Consider the following 17,342-nt stretch of genomic DNA (forward strand, 5'->3'; position numbering starts at 1 on the left):
ACAAGGAATAACGGCATTTCCAGCAAAAGTGTTTAACGGTTTTGCTGGTCGAGAAATGCATGAAAACAAAGAGATAGAGCGGGTTCACCGCTTTCACGTATCGCGAACAGGCTGCTGATCGATTAAAGGAATAAAAACAATGGCTGAACGATCGCAAAATCTTCAAGACCTTTTTCTGAACTCCGTACGCAAACAGAAGATCTCCCTGACGATTTTTCTGATCAATGGCGTAAAACTGACCGGTATTGTGACGTCTTTCGACAATTTCTGTGTGCTGCTGCGCCGCGATGGTCATTCGCAGCTTGTCTATAAGCACGCAATTTCGACGATCATGCCGAGCCAGCCGGTTCAGATGTTCGAAGGTGAGGAAGCCTGACGCTTTCCGAATTCCATTCGGGTGCAGCGGTTTCGTCCATCGAGGTCGCGTCGCCCTGATGTTTTGTTAGGCGATTATTCCGGGTTCCAGCCATGGGACTCGGATATACTTGCTTTAACGCCCGGGGCGTCTTCTATTTGAAACACGCATAGCGGCGACCTATTTGTGCTTGATGATGGAGCGCAATGTCTCTGCACTCCCCGGAGAATATTTATTTGTCCAAATTCAAGGATAAAAACACGTCGTCCTTCGACGCGCATAAAGACGATGCAAACAAAGGCTACGGCCTTTCCGAACAAGAACCGACCAGAGCTGCCGTCGTCGTTCCCATTTTGCCGGAGCGCTATAATGCCAACGGTTCGGGCGAAGATGGTGCACGCACGCAGTTTCAGCGTTCCAGTGAGGCGCGTCTTGAAGAAGCTGTCGGTCTGGCGCGCGCCATTGATCTTGAAATCATTCACGCCGAAGTCGCGGTTATTGCCAATCCGCGGCCCGCAACTTTGCTTGGCGCAGGCAAGGTTGAAGCCATTGCCGATACGGTCAAGGAAAACGACATCGGGCTGGTCATTGTCGATCATGCTCTGACGCCGGTACAGCAGCGCAATCTCGAAAAGGAATGGAACGTCAAGGTCATCGACCGCACGGGCCTGATTCTTGAGATTTTTGGTGAGCGCGCGCGTACCAAGGAAGGTGCGTTGCAGGTCGAACTGGCGCATCTGAATTATCAGAAGGGCCGTCTGGTTCGCAGCTGGACCCACTTGGAACGTCAGCGCGGTGGCGGCGGCTTCCTTGGCGGCCCGGGTGAAACCCAGATCGAAGCCGACCGTCGTCTGCTGCAGGACAAGATTCTGAAGATCAAGCGCGAGCTTGAAACAGTTGTTCGCACACGCACGCTGCATCGCCAGAAGCGACGCAAGGTGCCGCATCCGATTGTTGCGCTTGTCGGTTATACCAATGCTGGCAAATCAACGCTGTTCAACCGTATGACGGGTGCCGAGGTGCTGGCTGAGGATATGCTCTTCGCCACGCTTGATCCGACGCTCCGTCGCATTCGGCTGCCCCATGGCGAGACGGTCATCCTGTCCGACACGGTGGGCTTCATTTCCAATCTGCCGCACCATCTGGTGGCCGCCTTCCGCGCCACGCTGGAAGAAGTGGTGGAAGCCGATCTCATTTTGCACGTGCGCGATATTTCCGATCCGGATAACGCCGCGCAGGCTGAAGATGTCGAGAACATTCTTGCCGGTCTTGGTATCGAGCCGCAGGATCGCAAGCGCGTCGTGGAAATCTGGAACAAGATCGACAATCTAGACGAGAGCGGCCGCGAGGCAGCATTGCGTCTGGCCGCTGCCGGTGGCGATGAAGGCCGCCCGATACCCCTGTCAGCCATCACAGGCGAGGGCGTTGACCGCTTGCTTAGTCTGATCGAAACACGGATAGCGGGCGTGCTTGGCGCTATAGATATCGTTCTTTCGCCTTTCGAGCTGCACATACTGAACTGGATCTACGAGCACGGCAGTGAAGTGCAGCGCGAAGACCTGGAAGACGGTTCGGTTCGGGTCAACGCACGTCTCACGGAAGTGGCGCGCCGGACGCTCGACGACAAGCGCGGCATCAAGCCGGAGAAGCCGGAAAACGACTGGGATTAGTCATGATTCCGTGAGGAACCGAGCACCACTTGCGGAACAGGGGCGCAACGCCCTATGTATGGTAGTCCGACGATTCAAATCCACTCAATTCGCATCATTACATCCAGAGGCCCATAATGAGAGATCCGATTGAAACCGTCATGAACCTCGTGCCGATGGTGGTCGAGCAGACCAACCGTGGCGAGCGGGCCTATGATATTTTCTCGCGCCTTCTGAAAGAGCGCATCATCTTCGTCAACGGACCGGTCGAAGACGGCATGTCAATGCTGGTTTGCGCGCAGCTTCTGTTCCTCGAAGCCGAGAATCCGAAAAAAGAGATCAACATGTACATCAACTCGCCGGGTGGCGTGGTGACGTCCGGCATGGCGATCTACGATACGATGCAGTTCATCCGTCCGCCGGTATCCACGCTCTGCATGGGGCAGGCCGCATCGATGGGTTCGCTGCTTCTGACGGCAGGTGCAACCGGCCAGCGTTATGCGCTGCCAAATGCCCGCATCATGGTTCACCAGCCTTCGGGCGGCTTCCAGGGTCAGGCGTCCGATATCGAACGCCATGCGCAGGACATCATCAAGATGAAGCGCCGTCTGAACGAAGTTTACGTGAAGCACACGGGCCGCGACTACGAAACCATCGAACGCACGCTCGACCGCGATCATTTCATGACCGCTCAGGAAGCGCTCGAATTTGGTCTCATCGACAAGGTCGTTGAAGCACGCGATGTGAGTGCCGACGAATCGAAGTGAGCCTGAATCCGGCTCGCTTCCAATTTTTGGCCCCTTTTGCCACAAAAGGGGCTCAATTCTTGGACCAACGTGAAGGTTAACGCGCCGCGTTAAGCATCTGTTGGGCATCAAGGCGCTAAAGTTGGTCAGATCAGGCCGAATCTTTGCCGGGAACTTATTTTTTGTTTGTTCGAAGGTTCAGGTTCTGCAAAAGTCACTGAAAGACTCCTTCGGTCGGGGAGTCTACGGTGAACGGAAACCTAGAGACTACAGGGACAGTGCGTATCAACTGTCATTGTGACCGGTAGAAGGCGTGTTTTTCCTTCATTACTGGGTCCGAACCGGAAGAAACGATCGGAATGAACAGCCCAAGGTTCGTTTCGGTTTATTGAAAGGAAACTGCAATGAGCAAAGTCAGCAACAGCGGCGGCGATTCCAAGAATACGCTTTATTGCTCGTTCTGCGGCAAAAGCCAGCATGAAGTGCGCAAGCTGATTGCAGGCCCGACCGTTTTCATCTGCGACGAATGCGTCGAACTCTGCATGGATATCATCCGCGAGGAAAACAAATCCTCGATGGTGAAGTCCCGCGAGGGCGTGCCTACGCCGCAGGAAATCATGGCCGTTCTTGACGACTACGTCATCGGCCAGAAGGATGCCAAGCGCGTTCTGTCGGTCGCGGTGCACAATCACTACAAGCGTCTCGCGCATCAGTCGAAGAGCAACGATATCGAACTGGCGAAGTCGAATATTCTTCTCGTTGGTCCGACCGGCTGCGGCAAGACCTATCTTGCCCAGACGCTCGCTCGCATCATTGATGTGCCATTCACCATGGCCGACGCGACGACACTCACGGAAGCCGGTTATGTCGGTGAAGACGTTGAAAACATCATCCTGAAACTGCTTCAGGCTGCTGATTACAACGTCGAACGCGCACAGCGCGGCATCGTCTATATCGACGAAGTGGACAAGATCAGCCGCAAGTCCGACAACCCGTCCATCACGCGCGATGTATCGGGCGAAGGCGTGCAGCAGGCGCTTCTCAAGATCATGGAAGGCACCGTTGCTTCGGTTCCTCCGCAGGGCGGTCGCAAGCATCCGCAGCAGGAATTCCTGCAGGTGGATACGACGAACATCCTGTTTATCTGTGGCGGTGCCTTTGCCGGTCTCGACAAGATCATCTCGGCACGTGGCGAGAAAACCTCCATCGGCTTCGGCGCAACGGTCCGCTCGGTTGACGAGCGTCGTATCGGTGCGGTGTTCCGTGAGCTGGAACCGGAAGATTTGCTGAAGTTCGGTCTCATTCCGGAATTCGTCGGTCGTCTGCCGGTTATCGCAACGCTCGAAGACCTCGACGTTGATGCACTGGTTCAGATCCTGACCGAGCCGAAGAACGCGCTCGTGAAGCAGTATCAGCGCCTGTTCGATATGGAAAATGTCGAGCTGGTGTTCCACGACGACGCCTTGCGCGCCATTGCCAACAAGGCAGTCGAACGCAAGACGGGTGCTCGTGGTCTGCGCTCGATCATGGAAAAGATCCTGCTCGATACGATGTTCGAATTGCCGACACTGGAAGGTGTTCGCGAAGTCGTGATCTCCGGTGATGTGGTGGATGGCAGCGCCCGTCCTCTGTACATCTATGCGGAGCGTCAGGACGAGAAGGGCAACGTTTCGGCTTAAGAGATTGAAAATATCCTCAAAAGGCCGCGAAAGCGGCCTTTTTTGTTGCCAGTCTGGCAATTCAATTTAGTGTTGAGAGTTCAACGCTCTTGTATCGGGGCATATCCGAAGCGGCATATTGTGCAAATTGCCAGGACGGCGCAGGATAGTTAACGATTCTATGAAAGCCGCCCCGATACTGGCTATTGAATTGCTGGGCGTGGCTCTCCAAGTATGAACCGAAGCACGCTGTGCGACCTGCCTCATGATGAAAGGGGGCGCCGGCGCGGCAGTCGGGTCGAAAGGCCTGAGAAAGGACTTGAGTTATGACGGGTATTGAAGACAAGACCCCGATGGGTGGATCGGAAGCGGGCGGTGCAGACGGGCTTTATGCCGTTCTTCCGTTGCGCGATATTGTGGTCTTCCCGCACATGATCGTTCCGCTTTTTGTCGGACGCGAAAAGTCTATTCGCGCTCTGGAAGAAGTGATGGGCGTCGACAAGCAGATACTGCTTGCGACCCAGAAGAACGCCGCCGATGACGATCCGGCGCCAGACGCGATTTATGAAATTGGCACGATTGCCAATGTGCTTCAGCTTTTGAAGCTGCCGGACGGCACCGTAAAAGTGCTGGTCGAGGGCACAGCGCGCGCCAAGATTTCCAAGTTTACGGATCGCGAAGACTATCACGAAGCTTATGCTGCGGCTCTGCCGGAGCCTGAAGAAGATGCCGTCGAGATTGAGGCGCTTGCCCGTTCGGTGGTTTCCGACTTCGAAAACTACGTCAAGCTGAACAAGAAGATTTCGCCGGAAGTGGTTGGCGCTGCCAGCCAGATCGACGATTATTCCAAGCTTGCCGATACGGTTGCTTCGCATCTCGCGATCAAGATTCCTGAAAAGCAGGAAATGCTGTCCATTCTCTCGGTGCGTGAGCGTCTTGAGAAGGCTCTTTCCTTCATGGAAGCCGAAATTTCGGTTCTGCAGGTTGAGAAGCGCATCCGCTCGCGCGTCAAGCGCCAGATGGAGAAGACTCAGCGCGAATATTATCTCAATGAGCAGATGAAGGCGATCCAGAAGGAGCTTGGTGACGGCGAGGACGGTCGCGATGAAGCGGCTGAACTGGAAGAACGCATCAACAAGACCAAGCTTTCCAAGGAAGCACGCGAAAAGGCCCAGGCTGAGCTGAAGAAGCTGCGCACCATGAGCCCGATGTCTGCCGAAGCAACGGTTGTGCGCAACTATCTCGACTGGCTGCTGTCCATTCCATGGGGCAAGAAGTCGAAGGTCAAGCAGGACCTGAACTTTGCGGAAGAAGTGCTCAACAATGATCACTTCGGTCTCGACAAGGTCAAGGAACGCATTGTCGAATATCTCGCGGTGCAGGCTCGTTCGACCAAGATCAAGGGCCCGATCATCTGCCTCGTTGGACCTCCCGGCGTGGGTAAGACTTCGCTTGCGCGCTCCATCGCCAAGGCCACCGGTCGTGAATATGTGCGTATGTCGCTTGGCGGCGTGCGTGACGAAGCTGAAATCCGCGGTCACCGCCGCACTTATATCGGCTCGATGCCCGGCAAGGTCATCCAGTCGATGAAGAAAGCGAAGAAGTCCAACCCGCTCTTCCTGCTCGATGAAATCGACAAGATGGGCCAGGATTTCCGCGGCGATCCGTCGTCGGCAATGCTCGAGGTGCTGGATCCGGAACAGAACGCAACCTTCATGGATCATTACCTTGAGGTTGAGTATGACCTGTCCAACGTCATGTTCGTGACGACCGCCAATACGCTGAACATCCCTGGTCCGTTGCTGGATCGTATGGAGATCATCCGTATCGCCGGTTACACCGAGGACGAAAAGCTGGAGATCGCCAAGCGGCACCTGCTGCCGAAGGCCATCAAGGACCATGCTTTGCAGCCGAAGGAGTTCTCGCTCACTGACGATGCACTGCGCAATGTGATCCGCCTTTATACCCGGGAAGCCGGTGTACGTAGCCTTGAGCGCGAGATGATGACTCTCGCCCGTAAGGCAGTCACCGAAATCCTGAAGTCGAAGAAGAAGTCGGTGAAGATCACCGACAAGAATCTCTCCGACTATCTGGGTGTCGAGCGTTTCCGCTTCGGTCAGATCGACGGCGAAGATCAGGTCGGTGTTGTTACCGGCTTGGCATGGACGGAAGTTGGCGGCGAATTGCTGACCATCGAAGGTGTCATGATGCCCGGTAAGGGCCGCATGACCGTCACGGGTAACCTGCGTGACGTGATGAAGGAATCGATTTCCGCTGCGGCATCCTATGTCCGCTCGCGGGCCGTTGATTTCGGCATCGAACCTCCGCTGTTCGACAAGCGCGACATCCACGTTCACGTGCCGGAAGGTGCGACGCCGAAGGACGGTCCGTCCGCCGGTATCGCCATGGTCACGACCATCGTTTCCGTGCTGACCGGTATTCCGGTTCGCAAGGATATTGCGATGACCGGTGAAGTGACGCTGCGCGGTCGGGTTCTGCCGATTGGCGGCCTGAAGGAAAAGCTTCTCGCGGCTCTGCGCGGTGGCATCAAGAAGGTTCTGATCCCGGAAGAAAACGCCAAGGATTTGGCGGAGATTCCGGACAATGTGAAGAACAATCTTGAGATCGTTCCGGTGTCTCGCGTTGGTGAAGTGCTGAAGCACGCGCTCGTGCGTCAGCCCGAACCAATCGAGTGGACTGAGCCCGAAGCACCTGCAAACGTGCCTGCGGTTGACGATGAAGCAGGCGCTACAACAGCGCATTGACAGTCGATAAGACGACCAACAAACGAAATGCCGGGCCAAAAGCCCGGCATTTCTGTGTTTAACCCCAGAAAACCGGGCTTTTTTGACATTGACAGGCTTGGTTTGGCGAGCGTTTCGAATAAACTCCGCCCAATCCGGTCACGTTATCCGTTCCGGTAGGTAAAGAAAGGAAATGCCAATGAACAAGAACGAATTGGTTGCCGCAGTCGCGGAAAAGGGCGGTTTGACGAAGGCTGATGCCGGTACGGCTGTTGACGCCGTGCTCGCTGCTGTCACCGGCGCACTGAAGGCTGGTGAAGAAGTCCGCCTGCCAGGCTTCGGCGTTTTCTCCGTTTCGCACCGTGCAGCTTCGACCGGCCGCAATCCGTCGACCGGCAAGGAAGTTGCTATTCCGGCTCGCAACGTGCCGAAGTTCTCGGCCGGCAAGGGCCTGAAGGATGCCGTTAACGGCTAATGCATAATCTCGGAAAGCCGGAAGGCTTTTCGAAGCATTTGTGTGTGAAGGTAAGATTTCGGTCGCTGCGTGATGAACGTGAGCGGCTGTCGAGAAGGCCCGGCTCGTCCGGGCTTTTTTCTTTTCTGCGGTGATATCCCGTTCGTTTGAACATGACGGCTTACCAATCAGAATAAGCTCTGAGGTTTAGGGTATCCGTGCCTTGTATTTTGGAGTCTCGGATTTCGGTGTCGTGTTGGATGATCTGCCGGACAGGATTGAGTGCAGTTGGCAGGAAGCAGATCGGAAGGCCCGTAATTTGGAAACTTCTGCGTCGGAGTACCTATGAAAAAAGCCGGGCGCTAGACCCGGCTTTTTTCGTATCTTCACTATTGAGCTGCGCTTACTCCGCAGCCTCTGAGTTCCGCTTGGGGCGTCGCTCCAGCAGTTCTTTGAGGAAATGGCCGGTATAAGAGCGCTTTTCCTTCACGATATCTTCCGGACGCCCCACAGCAACGATCTCACCGCCGCCGTCACCGCCTTCAGGGCCAAGATCGATCACCCAGTCGGCTGTCTTGATGACTTCGAGATTGTGCTCGATCACCACCACCGTATTGCCCTGTTCGACCAGCTCATGCAGCACTTCCAGCAGCTTTGCTACGTCATGGAAATGCAGGCCAGTGGTTGGCTCGTCTAGGATATAGAGCGTGCGTCCGGTTGCGCGGCGCGACAGTTCCTTCGCGAGCTTCACACGCTGAGCTTCACCGCCCGAAAGCGTCGTCGCCTGTTGCCCGACCTTGATATAGCCGAGGCCGACCTTGACCAGTGTTTCCAGCTTGTCGCGCACGGCGGGCACGGCGGAGAAGAACTCTGCGCCTTCTTCAACGGTCATATCTAGCACATCGGCGATGGACTTACCCTTGAACAGCACTTCCAGCGTTTCACGATTGTAGCGCTTGCCGTGGCAGACATCGCAGGTCACATACACATCCGGCAGGAAGTGCATTTCGATCTTGATAACACCGTCGCCCTGACAGGCCTCGCAGCGTCCACCCTTCACGTTGAAGGAGAAGCGACCTGGCTGATAGCCGCGCGCCTTGGCTTCCGGCAGGCCAGCGAACCAATCGCGGATCGGCGTGAAAGCGCCGGTATAGGTTGCCGGATTGGAGCGCGGCGTGCGTCCAATCGGCGACTGGTCGATATCGATCACCTTGTCGAGGAACTCCAGCCCTTCGATGCGATCATGTTCTGCCGGATGCTCGCGGGAGCCCATGATGCGGCGCGAAGCAGCCTTGAACAGCGTTTCGATCAGGAAGGTGGACTTGCCGCCGCCCGAAACGCCTGTCACGGCTGTGAAAGTGCCCAGCGGAATATCCGCCGAAACATTTTTCAGATTGTTGCCGCGTGCACCGACAACACGGATGCGCTTGGTCTTGGAAATCTTGCGGCGCTCCGATGGAACGGCAACTTCCATGACGCCCGACAGATATTTGCCGGTCAGCGAGTTGGTATTGGACATCACGTCTTTTGGCGTGCCTTGTGCGATCACCTTGCCGCCATGGACACCGGCAGCCGGACCGATATCCACCACATAGTCCGCCGTCAGGATGGCGTCTTCGTCATGCTCCACCACGATGACCGTATTGCCGAGATCGCGCAGATGACGAAGCGTGTCCAGCAGGCGGGCATTATCGCGCTGATGCAGGCCGATGGACGGCTCGTCCAGCACATAGAGAACGCCCGTCAGACCAGAGCCGATCTGGGAGGCGAGGCGGATACGCTGGCTTTCACCACCCGATAGCGTGCCTGAATTACGCGCCAATGTCAGATAATCGAGGCCGACATCATTGAGGAACTGCAGGCGCTCGCGGATTTCCTTGAGGATGCGCGCTGCAATTTCCCGCTGCTTGTCGTTGAAGCTGCCATCGACATCGCGGAACCAGGCATCAGCCTTGCGGATCGACATTTCGGTAATTTCGCCGATATGCTTCATACCGATTTTCACGGCCAGCGCTTCCGGCTTCAGGCGATAGCCGTTGCAAGCCGGGCAGGGCGTCGAAGACATGAAGCGTTCAATCTCTTCACGCGACCAGGCAGAATCAGTTTCCTTCCAGCGGCGCTCGAGATTGGGAATGACGCCTTCAAAAGGCTTCGTGGTCTGATAAGAACGCAGGCCGTCGTCATACTGGAAGGTGATTTCCTTGCCGTCTGTGCCGTAAAGAATGGCGTGCTGCGATTCCTTGGACAGATCAGACCAGCGAGTACCAACCTTGAAGCCATAGGCCTTGCCCAGCGCTTCCAGCGTCTGATTGTAATAAGGCGAGGACGACCGCGCCCAAGGCGCAATCGCTCCGTCTTTCAACGCAGCGCTTTCATCGGGAACAATCAGATTCGGATCGATGGCTTGCTGTGTACCGAGACCGTCGCAGGTCGGGCAGGCGCCAAAGGGATTGTTGAACGAGAAAAGACGCGGCTCGATTTCCGGAATGGTGAAGCCGGAAACAGGGCAGGCGAATTTTTCAGAGAACAGAATGCGTTCGTGGGTCTCGTTGGCCGACTTGTTGGCTGCACCACCTTCCGCCGTTTCTTCGGGTGGCAACGGCTTGTCGGCGAATTCTGCGATAGCCAGACCTTCGGCGAGCTTCAGACAGGTTTCGAGACTGTCCGCAAGGCGCGAGGTGAGGTCAGGACGCACGACAACGCGGTCGACCACCACATCGATATCGTGCTTGTATTTCTTGTCGAGTGCCGGAGCATCGGCAATCTCATAGAACGTGCCGTCAACCTTGACGCGCTGAAAACCCTTCTTGAGAAGCTCCGCCAGTTCCTTCTTGTACTCGCCTTTACGCCCGCGCACGATTGGCGCCAGAATGTACAGACGCGTACCTTCTTCCAGCGCGATGATGCGATCGACCATCTGGCTGACGGTCTGGCTTTCGATGGGGAGACCGGTCGCTGGCGAATAGGGCACGCCCACACGCGCGAAAAGAAGGCGCATATAGTCGTAGATTTCCGTAACGGTGCCGACAGTCGAGCGCGGATTGCGGCTCGTCGTCTTCTGTTCGATGGAAATGGCAGGCGACAGACCGTCGATCTGGTCCACATCCGGCTTCTGCATCATTTCCAGAAACTGGCGCGCATAGGCCGAGAGGCTTTCCACGTAGCGGCGCTGGCCTTCTGCATAAATGGTGTCGAAGGCAAGCGACGACTTGCCCGAGCCGGAAAGGCCCGTCATGACGATCAGCTTGTCGCGTGGCAAATCCAGATCGACATTTTTAAGATTGTGCTCGCGCGCGCCACGTATGGAAATGAATTTCTGATCGCTCATTCCGCGTCCTGCCTGCTTCGTGATGCCATGGATAGACTGGCTTCGGCTCTGATGCTGCCGCGCCAATCCCGTAATATGGGGCGACGCCCTCCAAAGAAGAAGGGGGTAGGTCATCCTAATTTGCGCTCTTGTAGCACCGGAACAAATATCGAACAACCAGCCTTCTGATAGGCGATACGAAATGTGAACGCAAGAGCGTTGACTGTCACTCCTGACAGGAGCACACTTTGGTTACTCGCTGCTAGCGGAGAGGTATTGCGGAGGGATGACGCGATATCGGCAAGAGGTTCGCAGGAAGCGGGAAAATCCGGTAGGGAGGTAAAGGAGCATGAGTCCACCTGACTACACTGCCTAGCTTTCACACAGATGAAAGCACAGTCGATCTTGGTCGCGGATGCATTTTTTCGCAAGGAACCATGCATCGTTGATAAGAAGTTCGATTGCCGACAATTTATATATGCGCGGAAAACGAATGGCCGCGCGCCTTCGAGTTCCGAAAGATTTTGTCGACGAATTAATGCCGACATACGAGCTTTGCTCAAACCCCAAGCCCCGCGCGCCAAAGAAACAGTGAGCGGCGGGGCTTTTTCTTGTCGAGATGACCGGTGCAAGGTTGTTGGAGTTCGGCTGGACCAACGAGTGGTTTTTAAAGCTCAGAAAGCCGCATAAATTTACCCACACAGTTTTCTGAAAATTGGGAGAGGAGCAGTTTTTGATGATGCAAAATGCTTGCATTTTGAACAAAACAAGAACATAAACTCTGTGGACATTGACATTTCGCTGTACTGGAATTGAGCGCTCCACGCGTCAGTCCTGTAAGGTAAATGAATGAGTTTCAGGTGATGGCGCAATTCATGCGCCTGATCCTTCTTTTGGTAAGCGCTCTTGTCGGGGTAGAAATATCCGAAGAGACGCGAATGAGACCCGGAGTGGATTTTCGATGGCTGGTAGCGTCAATAAGGTCATTCTGGTCGGCAATCTTGGTGCCGATCCGGAAATTCGTCGTCTGAACTCAGGCGATGTGGTTGCCAATCTGCGTATTGCGACATCGGAAAGCTGGCGTGATCGTCAGTCTGGCGAACGCAAGGACCGCACCGAATGGCACAGCGTTGTCATTTTCAACGAAAACCTTGCCAAGGTCGCAGAACAGTATCTGAAAAAAGGCGCCAAGGTTTATATCGAAGGCGCGCTCCAGACCCGCAAGTGGCAGGACCAGAACGGCAACGAGCGTTATTCGACGGAAGTTGTGTTGCAGAAGTTCCGTGGCGAGCTTCAGATGCTCGACAGCCGTGGCGAAGGCGGCGATCAGGGCCGTTCGTTTGACCGTGGCAGCAGCGGCGGTGGACGCAACCAGATGTCGGATTATTCCGGCGGCGGTGATTTCGGTTCGTCCGGCCCGTCTTCTTCGGGCGGCGGCGGTGGCGGCGGTTTCTCCCGCGATCTCGACGACGAAATTCCATTTTGATGAATTTGACGGGCGCTTTAAGCGCCCGTTTCATTTTGGCTTGATTGTCTTTTAAATCAGAACATTATGTATTCGTGTTATCTCTCTGATTAGTAATATTATTTATGATTTCATTCGCTTGGTAAGTCTCGATTGAAAACTCCATACGGTCAGCAGAAAAGCGGGTCAGCGAATACTGGATCGGGTGACCATCTGTGTCGACATTGATGGCACGTGCCATCAGTACAATGGCCCCAGGTGAAAGCTTTAGATGTTTCAGATCATCTGAATCAGCATGTTGGGCCGATATGGTTGTCGATTTACGGAAATAATCCTCGATACCTGCCTTCCGGAGCGCCCAGGTAATGGATCCATTTTCAGCATAGTCGGCGGCAAAATCGGGAAAACGCGCCGTATCCACCCAATGCGTTGCACGCGATACCGGCCGCCCATCCGCACTATGCGCGGTTTCAAGTTTTGTGATTTCGCTGCCGACAGCGATGCCCAAGGCGTCCGCTATGTCAGCACTCGCAACTTCGGTGCCGCTGCTGAGTAATATGCCTTTGACTTCGCTGGCCTGCGTGCCCAGCGATTGAGAAATACGGGTGCGCTGCCCGATCTGGTAGGTCAGGCGCTTGGCATTGGCGACAAATGTGCCGCGGCCCTGTTCAGCGCGGAGAACACCTTCCTGTGTCAGTGCCGCGATGGCGCTACGTACCGTATGACGGTTGACACCGAAACGATCCGCCAGTTCCATCTCGGCAGGCATGCGTGCACCGGACTGAAGTTTTCCGGCCATGATGTCGCCGCGTATTTCGTCGGCAATCTGCCGCCAGATCGCCACGCCGCTGTTTCGTTCAATTCGTTTGGTCTTTGTCATCAACCGTCATCGTCCTGTCATTGGCAGGGGGTAATAATTCTGTTATTGTATGGTTGTCTAGATAAATAGACAAATATACGAAGCAAGTCAACAGGATTGAAACAGGGCGGAAAAGCTCATGCAAACGACAGAGCCCAAGGCAGGCAAAGGCACTGCCGCCGGTGGGATCCACGCCTCGGCCAGCAATGACAAGTCCGGAAACGGTATGGCGCTTGATGTGATGCAGGCTGCACGTCAGGCCAGCATGGCAACGCTTGCGCAGGCGAGCGGCGAAGAGCTGAAAGCTTTCTGGCTGGAATGGTCGGACAAGCCCGATTTCGAAATTCTCCGTGGTCCGGAAACCGGACTGGTAATGCTGCGCGGCCGTATCGGCGGCGGCGGCGCGCCGTTCAATGTTGGTGAGGCGACGGTGACCCGCGCCACAGTGCGTCTGGCCGATGGTTCGGTCGGGCATTCCTATGCGCTCGGTCGCGATCAGGAAAAGGCGCGGCTGGCCGCTCTGTTCGATGCACTCTGGATCGACGAAGAGCGCCGCGACGCGGTGGAACGTCAGGTCCTCGATGTCTTGCGCAACCGGCTGGAGCAGGCCGACGCAAAGCTGCGCAGCGAAGCCGCTGCTACCAAAGTTGACTTCTTCACCATGGTTCGGGGAGACAATTGATGCTTCATTCTTCACCCCATTCATCTCCGGCCTTTGAAGGCGGTCTCGCCAATCCGGTCACGGACGCCCAATCGGCCTTTCATGCGGTCATGCATGCGATGGCTAATCCGGGCCGCGTTTATGCTCTGGCGCGTGCAGCCATGCCGCCGCTGCCGCTGACACCGGAACTGGGCGTCATCGCGGCCACCTTGCTCGACCACGACGCCACCGTCTGGTGCGACAGCGCTATTGCAGCCAATGCAGACATCACAGCCTGGCTGACCTTTCAAACCGGCGCGCCGCAGGTGGACCACTCGGCTTCCGCACAATTCGCACTGGTTACCGATGCTTCGCTGTTGCCAGCATTGGCAGAATTCTCGCAAGGGCTGCCGGAGTTTCCTGATCGTTCGACGACGGTGGTTCTGGCGGTCAAGTCCTGTGAAAGCGGGCAGGGCCTTGTTCTGAAAGGACCCGGCATTGACGGTGATCGGGAAGTTCACATCAATGGTCTTCCGCAGGACTTCGTTGCGCAATGGCGTGACAACGGCGCGCAATTTCCGCTGGGCATTGATCTGGTTCTGGTGAGTGACGTTGCTGTCATCGCATTTCCGCGCACCACGCGCATAACCAAACTGGAGGGCTGAACATGTATGTTGCCGTAAAGGGTGGCGAAACAGCCATCCGTAACGCCCACCGGCTTCTCGATGATCGCCGCCGTGGTGATCGTGCGGTGCCTGCACTGCGTCTGGAACAGATTGTCGAACAGCTTGCGTTGGCCGTTGATCGCGTAATGGCAGAAGGTTCGCTCTATGATCGTGAGCTGGCCGCACTTGCCGTGCGCCAATCGCGAGGCGATCTGATCGAGGCCATTTTCCTCGTGCGTGCTTATCGCACCACATTGCCGCGCTTTGGCTATTCCCGCCCGATGGAAACCGGACAGATGCTGATCGAGCGACGCATCTCCGCGACCTATAAGGATCTTCCGGGCGGCCAGTTGCTTGGTCCAACTTTCGACTACACCCACCGTCTTCTCGATCCGGATCTGGCTGGCGACGTTGCAGTACCGGAGCCTGAAGCGCGCGAAACCGAGAAGGAAGAGACGCCTCGCGTCACTGATATTCTCGGCGTGAACGGCATGATCGAAGACGATGGCTCTCTGCCGGAAGGCCATGAGCCGGGCGATCTGACGCGCGAGCCGTGGACATTCCCGATGGAACGCGATCTGCGCTTGCAGGCGTTGGCGCGCGGCGATGAAGGCTTCCTTCTCGCACTCGGCTATTCCACCCAGCGCGGCTATGGCAACACCCATCCTTTCGTCGGCGAAATTCGCATTGGCGAAGTGGAGGTCGAATTCGACGTGCCTGAGCTGGGCTTTGCCGTCTCGCTTGGCCGGGTGCAATTGACCGAATGCCAGATGATCAACCAGTTCAAGGGTTCGGCAAAGCAGCCGCCGCAATTCACACGCGGCTATGGTCTGGTGTTCGGCCAGAGTGAGCGCAAGGCCATGTCCATGTCGCTCTGTGACCGCGCCTTGCGGGTTCGGGAATTCGATACAGACGTGACCGCGCCGGCACAGGATGAGGAATTTGTCATTTCCCACTCCGACAATGTGCAGTCGACCGGCTTCGTCGAGCACCTGAAACTGCCGCATTACGTCGACTTCCAGGCTGAACTCGAACTCATCCGCAGCATGCGTGCGGAATATGAGAAAACGCAGAGCGAGGCTGAAGGCACAATGGAAGGTCAAGCGAAGGAGGCCGCAGAATGAGCGATCTGGCCAATTACAATTTCGCCTATCTGGACGAACAGACGAAGCGAATGATCCGCCGCGCCATATTGAAGGCCATTGCGGTGCCCGGTTATCAGGTGCCTTTTGCCAGCCGCGAAATGCCGATGCCTTATGGCTGGGGCACGGGCGGCGTGCAGGTGACGGCTTCCATTCTTGGGCCGGACGATGTGCTGAAAGTCATCGATCAGGGCGCAGACGACACCACCAATGCCGTTTCGATCCGGGCGTTTTTCCAGAAGACCGCTGATGTAGCCGTGACGACCAGCACCGGCGAGGCGACGATCATCCAGACGCGCCACCGTATTCCGGAATATCCGCTGACCGAAGGGCAGGTGATCGTCTATCAGGTGCCGATCCCGGAACCACTGCGCTTTTTGGAACCGCGCGAAACTGAAACGCGCAAGATGCATGCGCTCGCCGAATATGGCCTCATGCATGTGAAGCTTTATGAAGACATTGCGCGTCACGGCCAGATTGCCAAGACCTATGATTATCCGGTGATGATCGAAGGTCGCTATGTGATGGCGCCATCGCCGACGCCGAAGTTCGACAATCCGAAAATGCATATGTCGCCTGCCTTGCAGCTGTTCGGCGCAGGTCGCGAAAAGCGCATCTATGCGGTTCCGCCATACACGCAGGTCGTGAGCCTCGATTTCGAGGATCATCCGTTTGAAGTGCAGAAGTTCAAGGAACCTTGCGCGCTCTGCGGCGCAAGGGGCGTTTATCTGGATGAAGTTGTGCTGGATGATCGCGGCGGCTCGATGTTCGTGTGCTCGGACACCGACTATTGCGAAGACCGTCAGGCAAAAGGCCATTTCGGTCATCTGGCCGCCAATAACGAGGCTGCAGCCAAGGAAACGGTAAGATGAGTGACGAACCTCTGCTGAGAGTGAACAGCCTTTCGAAGTTCTATGGCAGCCGTCGTGGTTGCGAGGATATCTCCTTCAATCTTTGGCCCGGCGAAGTTCTGGCAATCGTTGGTGAATCCGGCTCGGGCAAGACGACGCTGCTCAACAGCCTTGCAACCCGGCTAGAACCGACATCCGGAACCGTTGAATACCGGATGCGCGATGGCGAATTCCGCGATCTCTACAAGATCGGCGAGGCCGAGCGCCGTTTCCTGATGCGCACCGATTGGGGCTTTGTCCATCAGAACCCCGCTGACGGGTTGCGCATGACGGTTTCGGCTGGCGCCAATGTCGGCGAGCGCCTCATGGCTGTGGGGGAACGCCACTATGGCAACATCCGCTCCACGGCGACTGAGTGGCTTGGCCGCGTGGAAATCGCATCTGACCGTATCGACGACCAGCCGCGCGCTTTTTCCGGCGGTATGCGCCAGCGTTTGCAGATTGCTCGCAATCTCGTCACCGCACCGCGACTGGTGTTCATGGACGAGCCAACCGGTGGCCTCGATGTTTCGGTGCAGGCGCGTCTGCTCGATCTGTTGCGCGGGCTTGTCAACGATCTGGGGCTTTCAGTCATCATCGTGACACATGATCTGGCCGTAGCGCGGCTTCTGTCGCACCGCATCATGGTCATGAAAGACGGTCATATTGTCGAGCAAGGGCTGACGGATCGCGTGCTGGATGACCCGCAAGCGCCTTATACGCAGTTACTCGTATCATCGATCTTGCAGGTATAGATCAATTAAAACA

At 56.1% G+C, this 17,342-nt stretch carries 14 protein-coding genes and 1 pseudogene; 12 read left to right on the plus strand and 3 right to left on the minus strand.

Going from position 1 to position 17,342, the window contains the following annotated elements; all coding sequences use genetic code 11:
• The first annotated feature begins 139 nt into the window (after positions 1-139).
• The 6 genes from hfq to FHW00_RS07885 all read left to right on the plus strand — a co-directional run bounded on the left by hfq (position 140) and on the right by FHW00_RS07885 (position 7,627).
• Entirely contained in the window at positions 140-376 is a 237-nt protein-coding gene (gene hfq, locus FHW00_RS07860) for an RNA chaperone Hfq (protein ID WP_002964239.1), read from the plus strand.
• Between the two features lie 215 nt (positions 377-591).
• Positions 592-2,025, plus strand: a complete 1,434-nt coding sequence (gene hflX / locus FHW00_RS07865) for a GTPase HflX (RefSeq protein WP_078338596.1) — start codon at positions 592-594, stop codon at positions 2,023-2,025.
• A gap of 116 nt (positions 2,026-2,141) precedes the next feature.
• Entirely contained in the window at positions 2,142-2,771 is a 630-nt protein-coding gene (gene clpP / locus FHW00_RS07870) for an ATP-dependent Clp endopeptidase proteolytic subunit ClpP (RefSeq protein ID WP_078338597.1), read from the plus strand.
• Between the two features lie 383 nt (positions 2,772-3,154).
• Complete coding sequence (gene clpX / locus FHW00_RS07875; RefSeq protein WP_078338598.1) at positions 3,155-4,429, plus strand: ATP-dependent Clp protease ATP-binding subunit ClpX; 1,275 nt, start codon at positions 3,155-3,157, stop codon at positions 4,427-4,429.
• 305 nt (positions 4,430-4,734) lie between these two features.
• On the plus strand, positions 4,735-7,173 hold the full coding sequence (gene lon / locus FHW00_RS07880) for an endopeptidase La (RefSeq protein ID WP_078338599.1): 2,439 nt from the start codon (positions 4,735-4,737) through the stop codon (positions 7,171-7,173).
• A 178-nt stretch (positions 7,174-7,351) separates the two neighbouring features.
• Positions 7,352-7,627: an HU family DNA-binding protein gene (locus tag FHW00_RS07885; RefSeq protein WP_006470422.1), complete on the plus strand. Its 276-nt coding sequence runs from the start codon at positions 7,352-7,354 to the stop codon at positions 7,625-7,627.
• Between the two features lie 382 nt (positions 7,628-8,009).
• Here the strand turns inward: FHW00_RS07885 and uvrA are convergent, their stop codons facing one another.
• The gene (gene uvrA / locus FHW00_RS07890) at positions 8,010-10,934 is read right to left on the minus strand and encodes an excinuclease ABC subunit UvrA (protein ID WP_078338600.1); all 2,925 of its coding nucleotides are present in this window, start codon (positions 10,932-10,934) and stop codon (positions 8,010-8,012) included.
• Positions 10,935-11,044: 110 nt separating this feature from the next.
• Positions 11,045-11,241 (minus strand): annotated as a pseudogene (locus FHW00_RS24520) (hypothetical protein).
• A 633-nt stretch (positions 11,242-11,874) separates the two neighbouring features.
• On the opposite strand from FHW00_RS24520, the gene ssb reads away from it, so the two are divergent.
• Positions 11,875-12,399 carry a single-stranded DNA-binding protein gene (ssb, locus tag FHW00_RS07900; protein WP_078338601.1) on the plus strand — a complete coding sequence of 175 codons (525 nt, stop codon included), beginning with the start codon at positions 11,875-11,877 and terminating at the stop codon, positions 12,397-12,399.
• A 64-nt stretch (positions 12,400-12,463) separates the two neighbouring features.
• On the opposite strand, the gene phnF is transcribed toward ssb, so the two are convergent.
• Positions 12,464-13,261: a phosphonate metabolism transcriptional regulator PhnF gene (gene phnF, locus FHW00_RS07905; RefSeq protein WP_176168313.1), complete on the minus strand. Its 798-nt coding sequence runs from the start codon at positions 13,259-13,261 to the stop codon at positions 12,464-12,466.
• Positions 13,262-13,463: 202 nt separating this feature from the next.
• Between phnF and phnG the strand changes: the two genes are divergently transcribed.
• The 5 genes from phnG to phnK are packed head-to-tail and all read left to right on the plus strand — an operon-like array spanning position 13,464 to position 17,329.
• Positions 13,464-13,919 (plus strand): phosphonate C-P lyase system protein PhnG, encoded by a 456-nt coding sequence (gene phnG, locus FHW00_RS07910; protein ID WP_113533601.1) that lies wholly within the window; start codon positions 13,464-13,466, stop codon positions 13,917-13,919.
• A complete protein-coding gene (phnH, locus tag FHW00_RS07915) occupies positions 13,919-14,542 on the plus strand; it encodes a phosphonate C-P lyase system protein PhnH (protein ID WP_078338604.1) in 624 nt (207 codons plus the stop codon). The genes phnG and phnH overlap by 1 nt, the downstream gene beginning before the upstream one ends.
• A gap of 2 nt (positions 14,543-14,544) precedes the next feature.
• The gene (locus tag FHW00_RS07920) at positions 14,545-15,666 is read left to right on the plus strand and encodes a carbon-phosphorus lyase complex subunit PhnI (RefSeq protein ID WP_078338605.1); all 1,122 of its coding nucleotides are present in this window, start codon (positions 14,545-14,547) and stop codon (positions 15,664-15,666) included.
• Positions 15,663-16,556 carry an alpha-D-ribose 1-methylphosphonate 5-phosphate C-P-lyase PhnJ gene (locus FHW00_RS07925; protein ID WP_078338606.1) on the plus strand — a complete coding sequence of 298 codons (894 nt, stop codon included), beginning with the start codon at positions 15,663-15,665 and terminating at the stop codon, positions 16,554-16,556. The genes FHW00_RS07920 and FHW00_RS07925 overlap by 4 nt, the downstream gene beginning before the upstream one ends.
• Positions 16,553-17,329, plus strand: a complete 777-nt coding sequence (phnK, locus tag FHW00_RS07930) for a phosphonate C-P lyase system protein PhnK (RefSeq protein ID WP_113533564.1) — start codon at positions 16,553-16,555, stop codon at positions 17,327-17,329. The genes FHW00_RS07925 and phnK overlap by 4 nt, the downstream gene beginning before the upstream one ends.
• Positions 17,330-17,342 lie beyond the last annotated feature (13 nt).

Source organism: Ochrobactrum sp. P6BSIII (assembly GCF_014138065.1).
In the GTDB taxonomy this organism is placed as follows: Bacteria; Pseudomonadota; Alphaproteobacteria; order Rhizobiales; family Rhizobiaceae; genus Brucella.

Coding starts and splice junctions, on each gene's coding strand:
- hfq (WP_002964239.1), top strand. CDS start 140: ATGGCTGAACGATCGCAAAATCTTCAAGACCTTTTTCTGAACTCCGTA.
- clpX (WP_078338598.1), top strand. CDS start 3,155: ATGAGCAAAGTCAGCAACAGCGGCGGCGATTCCAAGAATACGCTTTAT.
- FHW00_RS07920 (WP_078338605.1), top strand. CDS start 14,545: ATGTATGTTGCCGTAAAGGGTGGCGAAACAGCCATCCGTAACGCCCAC.
- phnH (WP_078338604.1), top strand. CDS start 13,919: ATGCTTCATTCTTCACCCCATTCATCTCCGGCCTTTGAAGGCGGTCTC.
- uvrA (WP_078338600.1), bottom strand. CDS start 10,934: ATGAGCGATCAGAAATTCATTTCCATACGTGGCGCGCGCGAGCACAAT.
- clpP (WP_078338597.1), top strand. CDS start 2,142: ATGAGAGATCCGATTGAAACCGTCATGAACCTCGTGCCGATGGTGGTC.
- lon (WP_078338599.1), top strand. CDS start 4,735: ATGACGGGTATTGAAGACAAGACCCCGATGGGTGGATCGGAAGCGGGC.
- phnK (WP_113533564.1), top strand. CDS start 16,553: ATGAGTGACGAACCTCTGCTGAGAGTGAACAGCCTTTCGAAGTTCTAT.
- ssb (WP_078338601.1), top strand. CDS start 11,875: ATGGCTGGTAGCGTCAATAAGGTCATTCTGGTCGGCAATCTTGGTGCC.
- FHW00_RS07885 (WP_006470422.1), top strand. CDS start 7,352: ATGAACAAGAACGAATTGGTTGCCGCAGTCGCGGAAAAGGGCGGTTTG.
- FHW00_RS07925 (WP_078338606.1), top strand. CDS start 15,663: ATGAGCGATCTGGCCAATTACAATTTCGCCTATCTGGACGAACAGACG.
- phnG (WP_113533601.1), top strand. CDS start 13,464: ATGGCGCTTGATGTGATGCAGGCTGCACGTCAGGCCAGCATGGCAACG.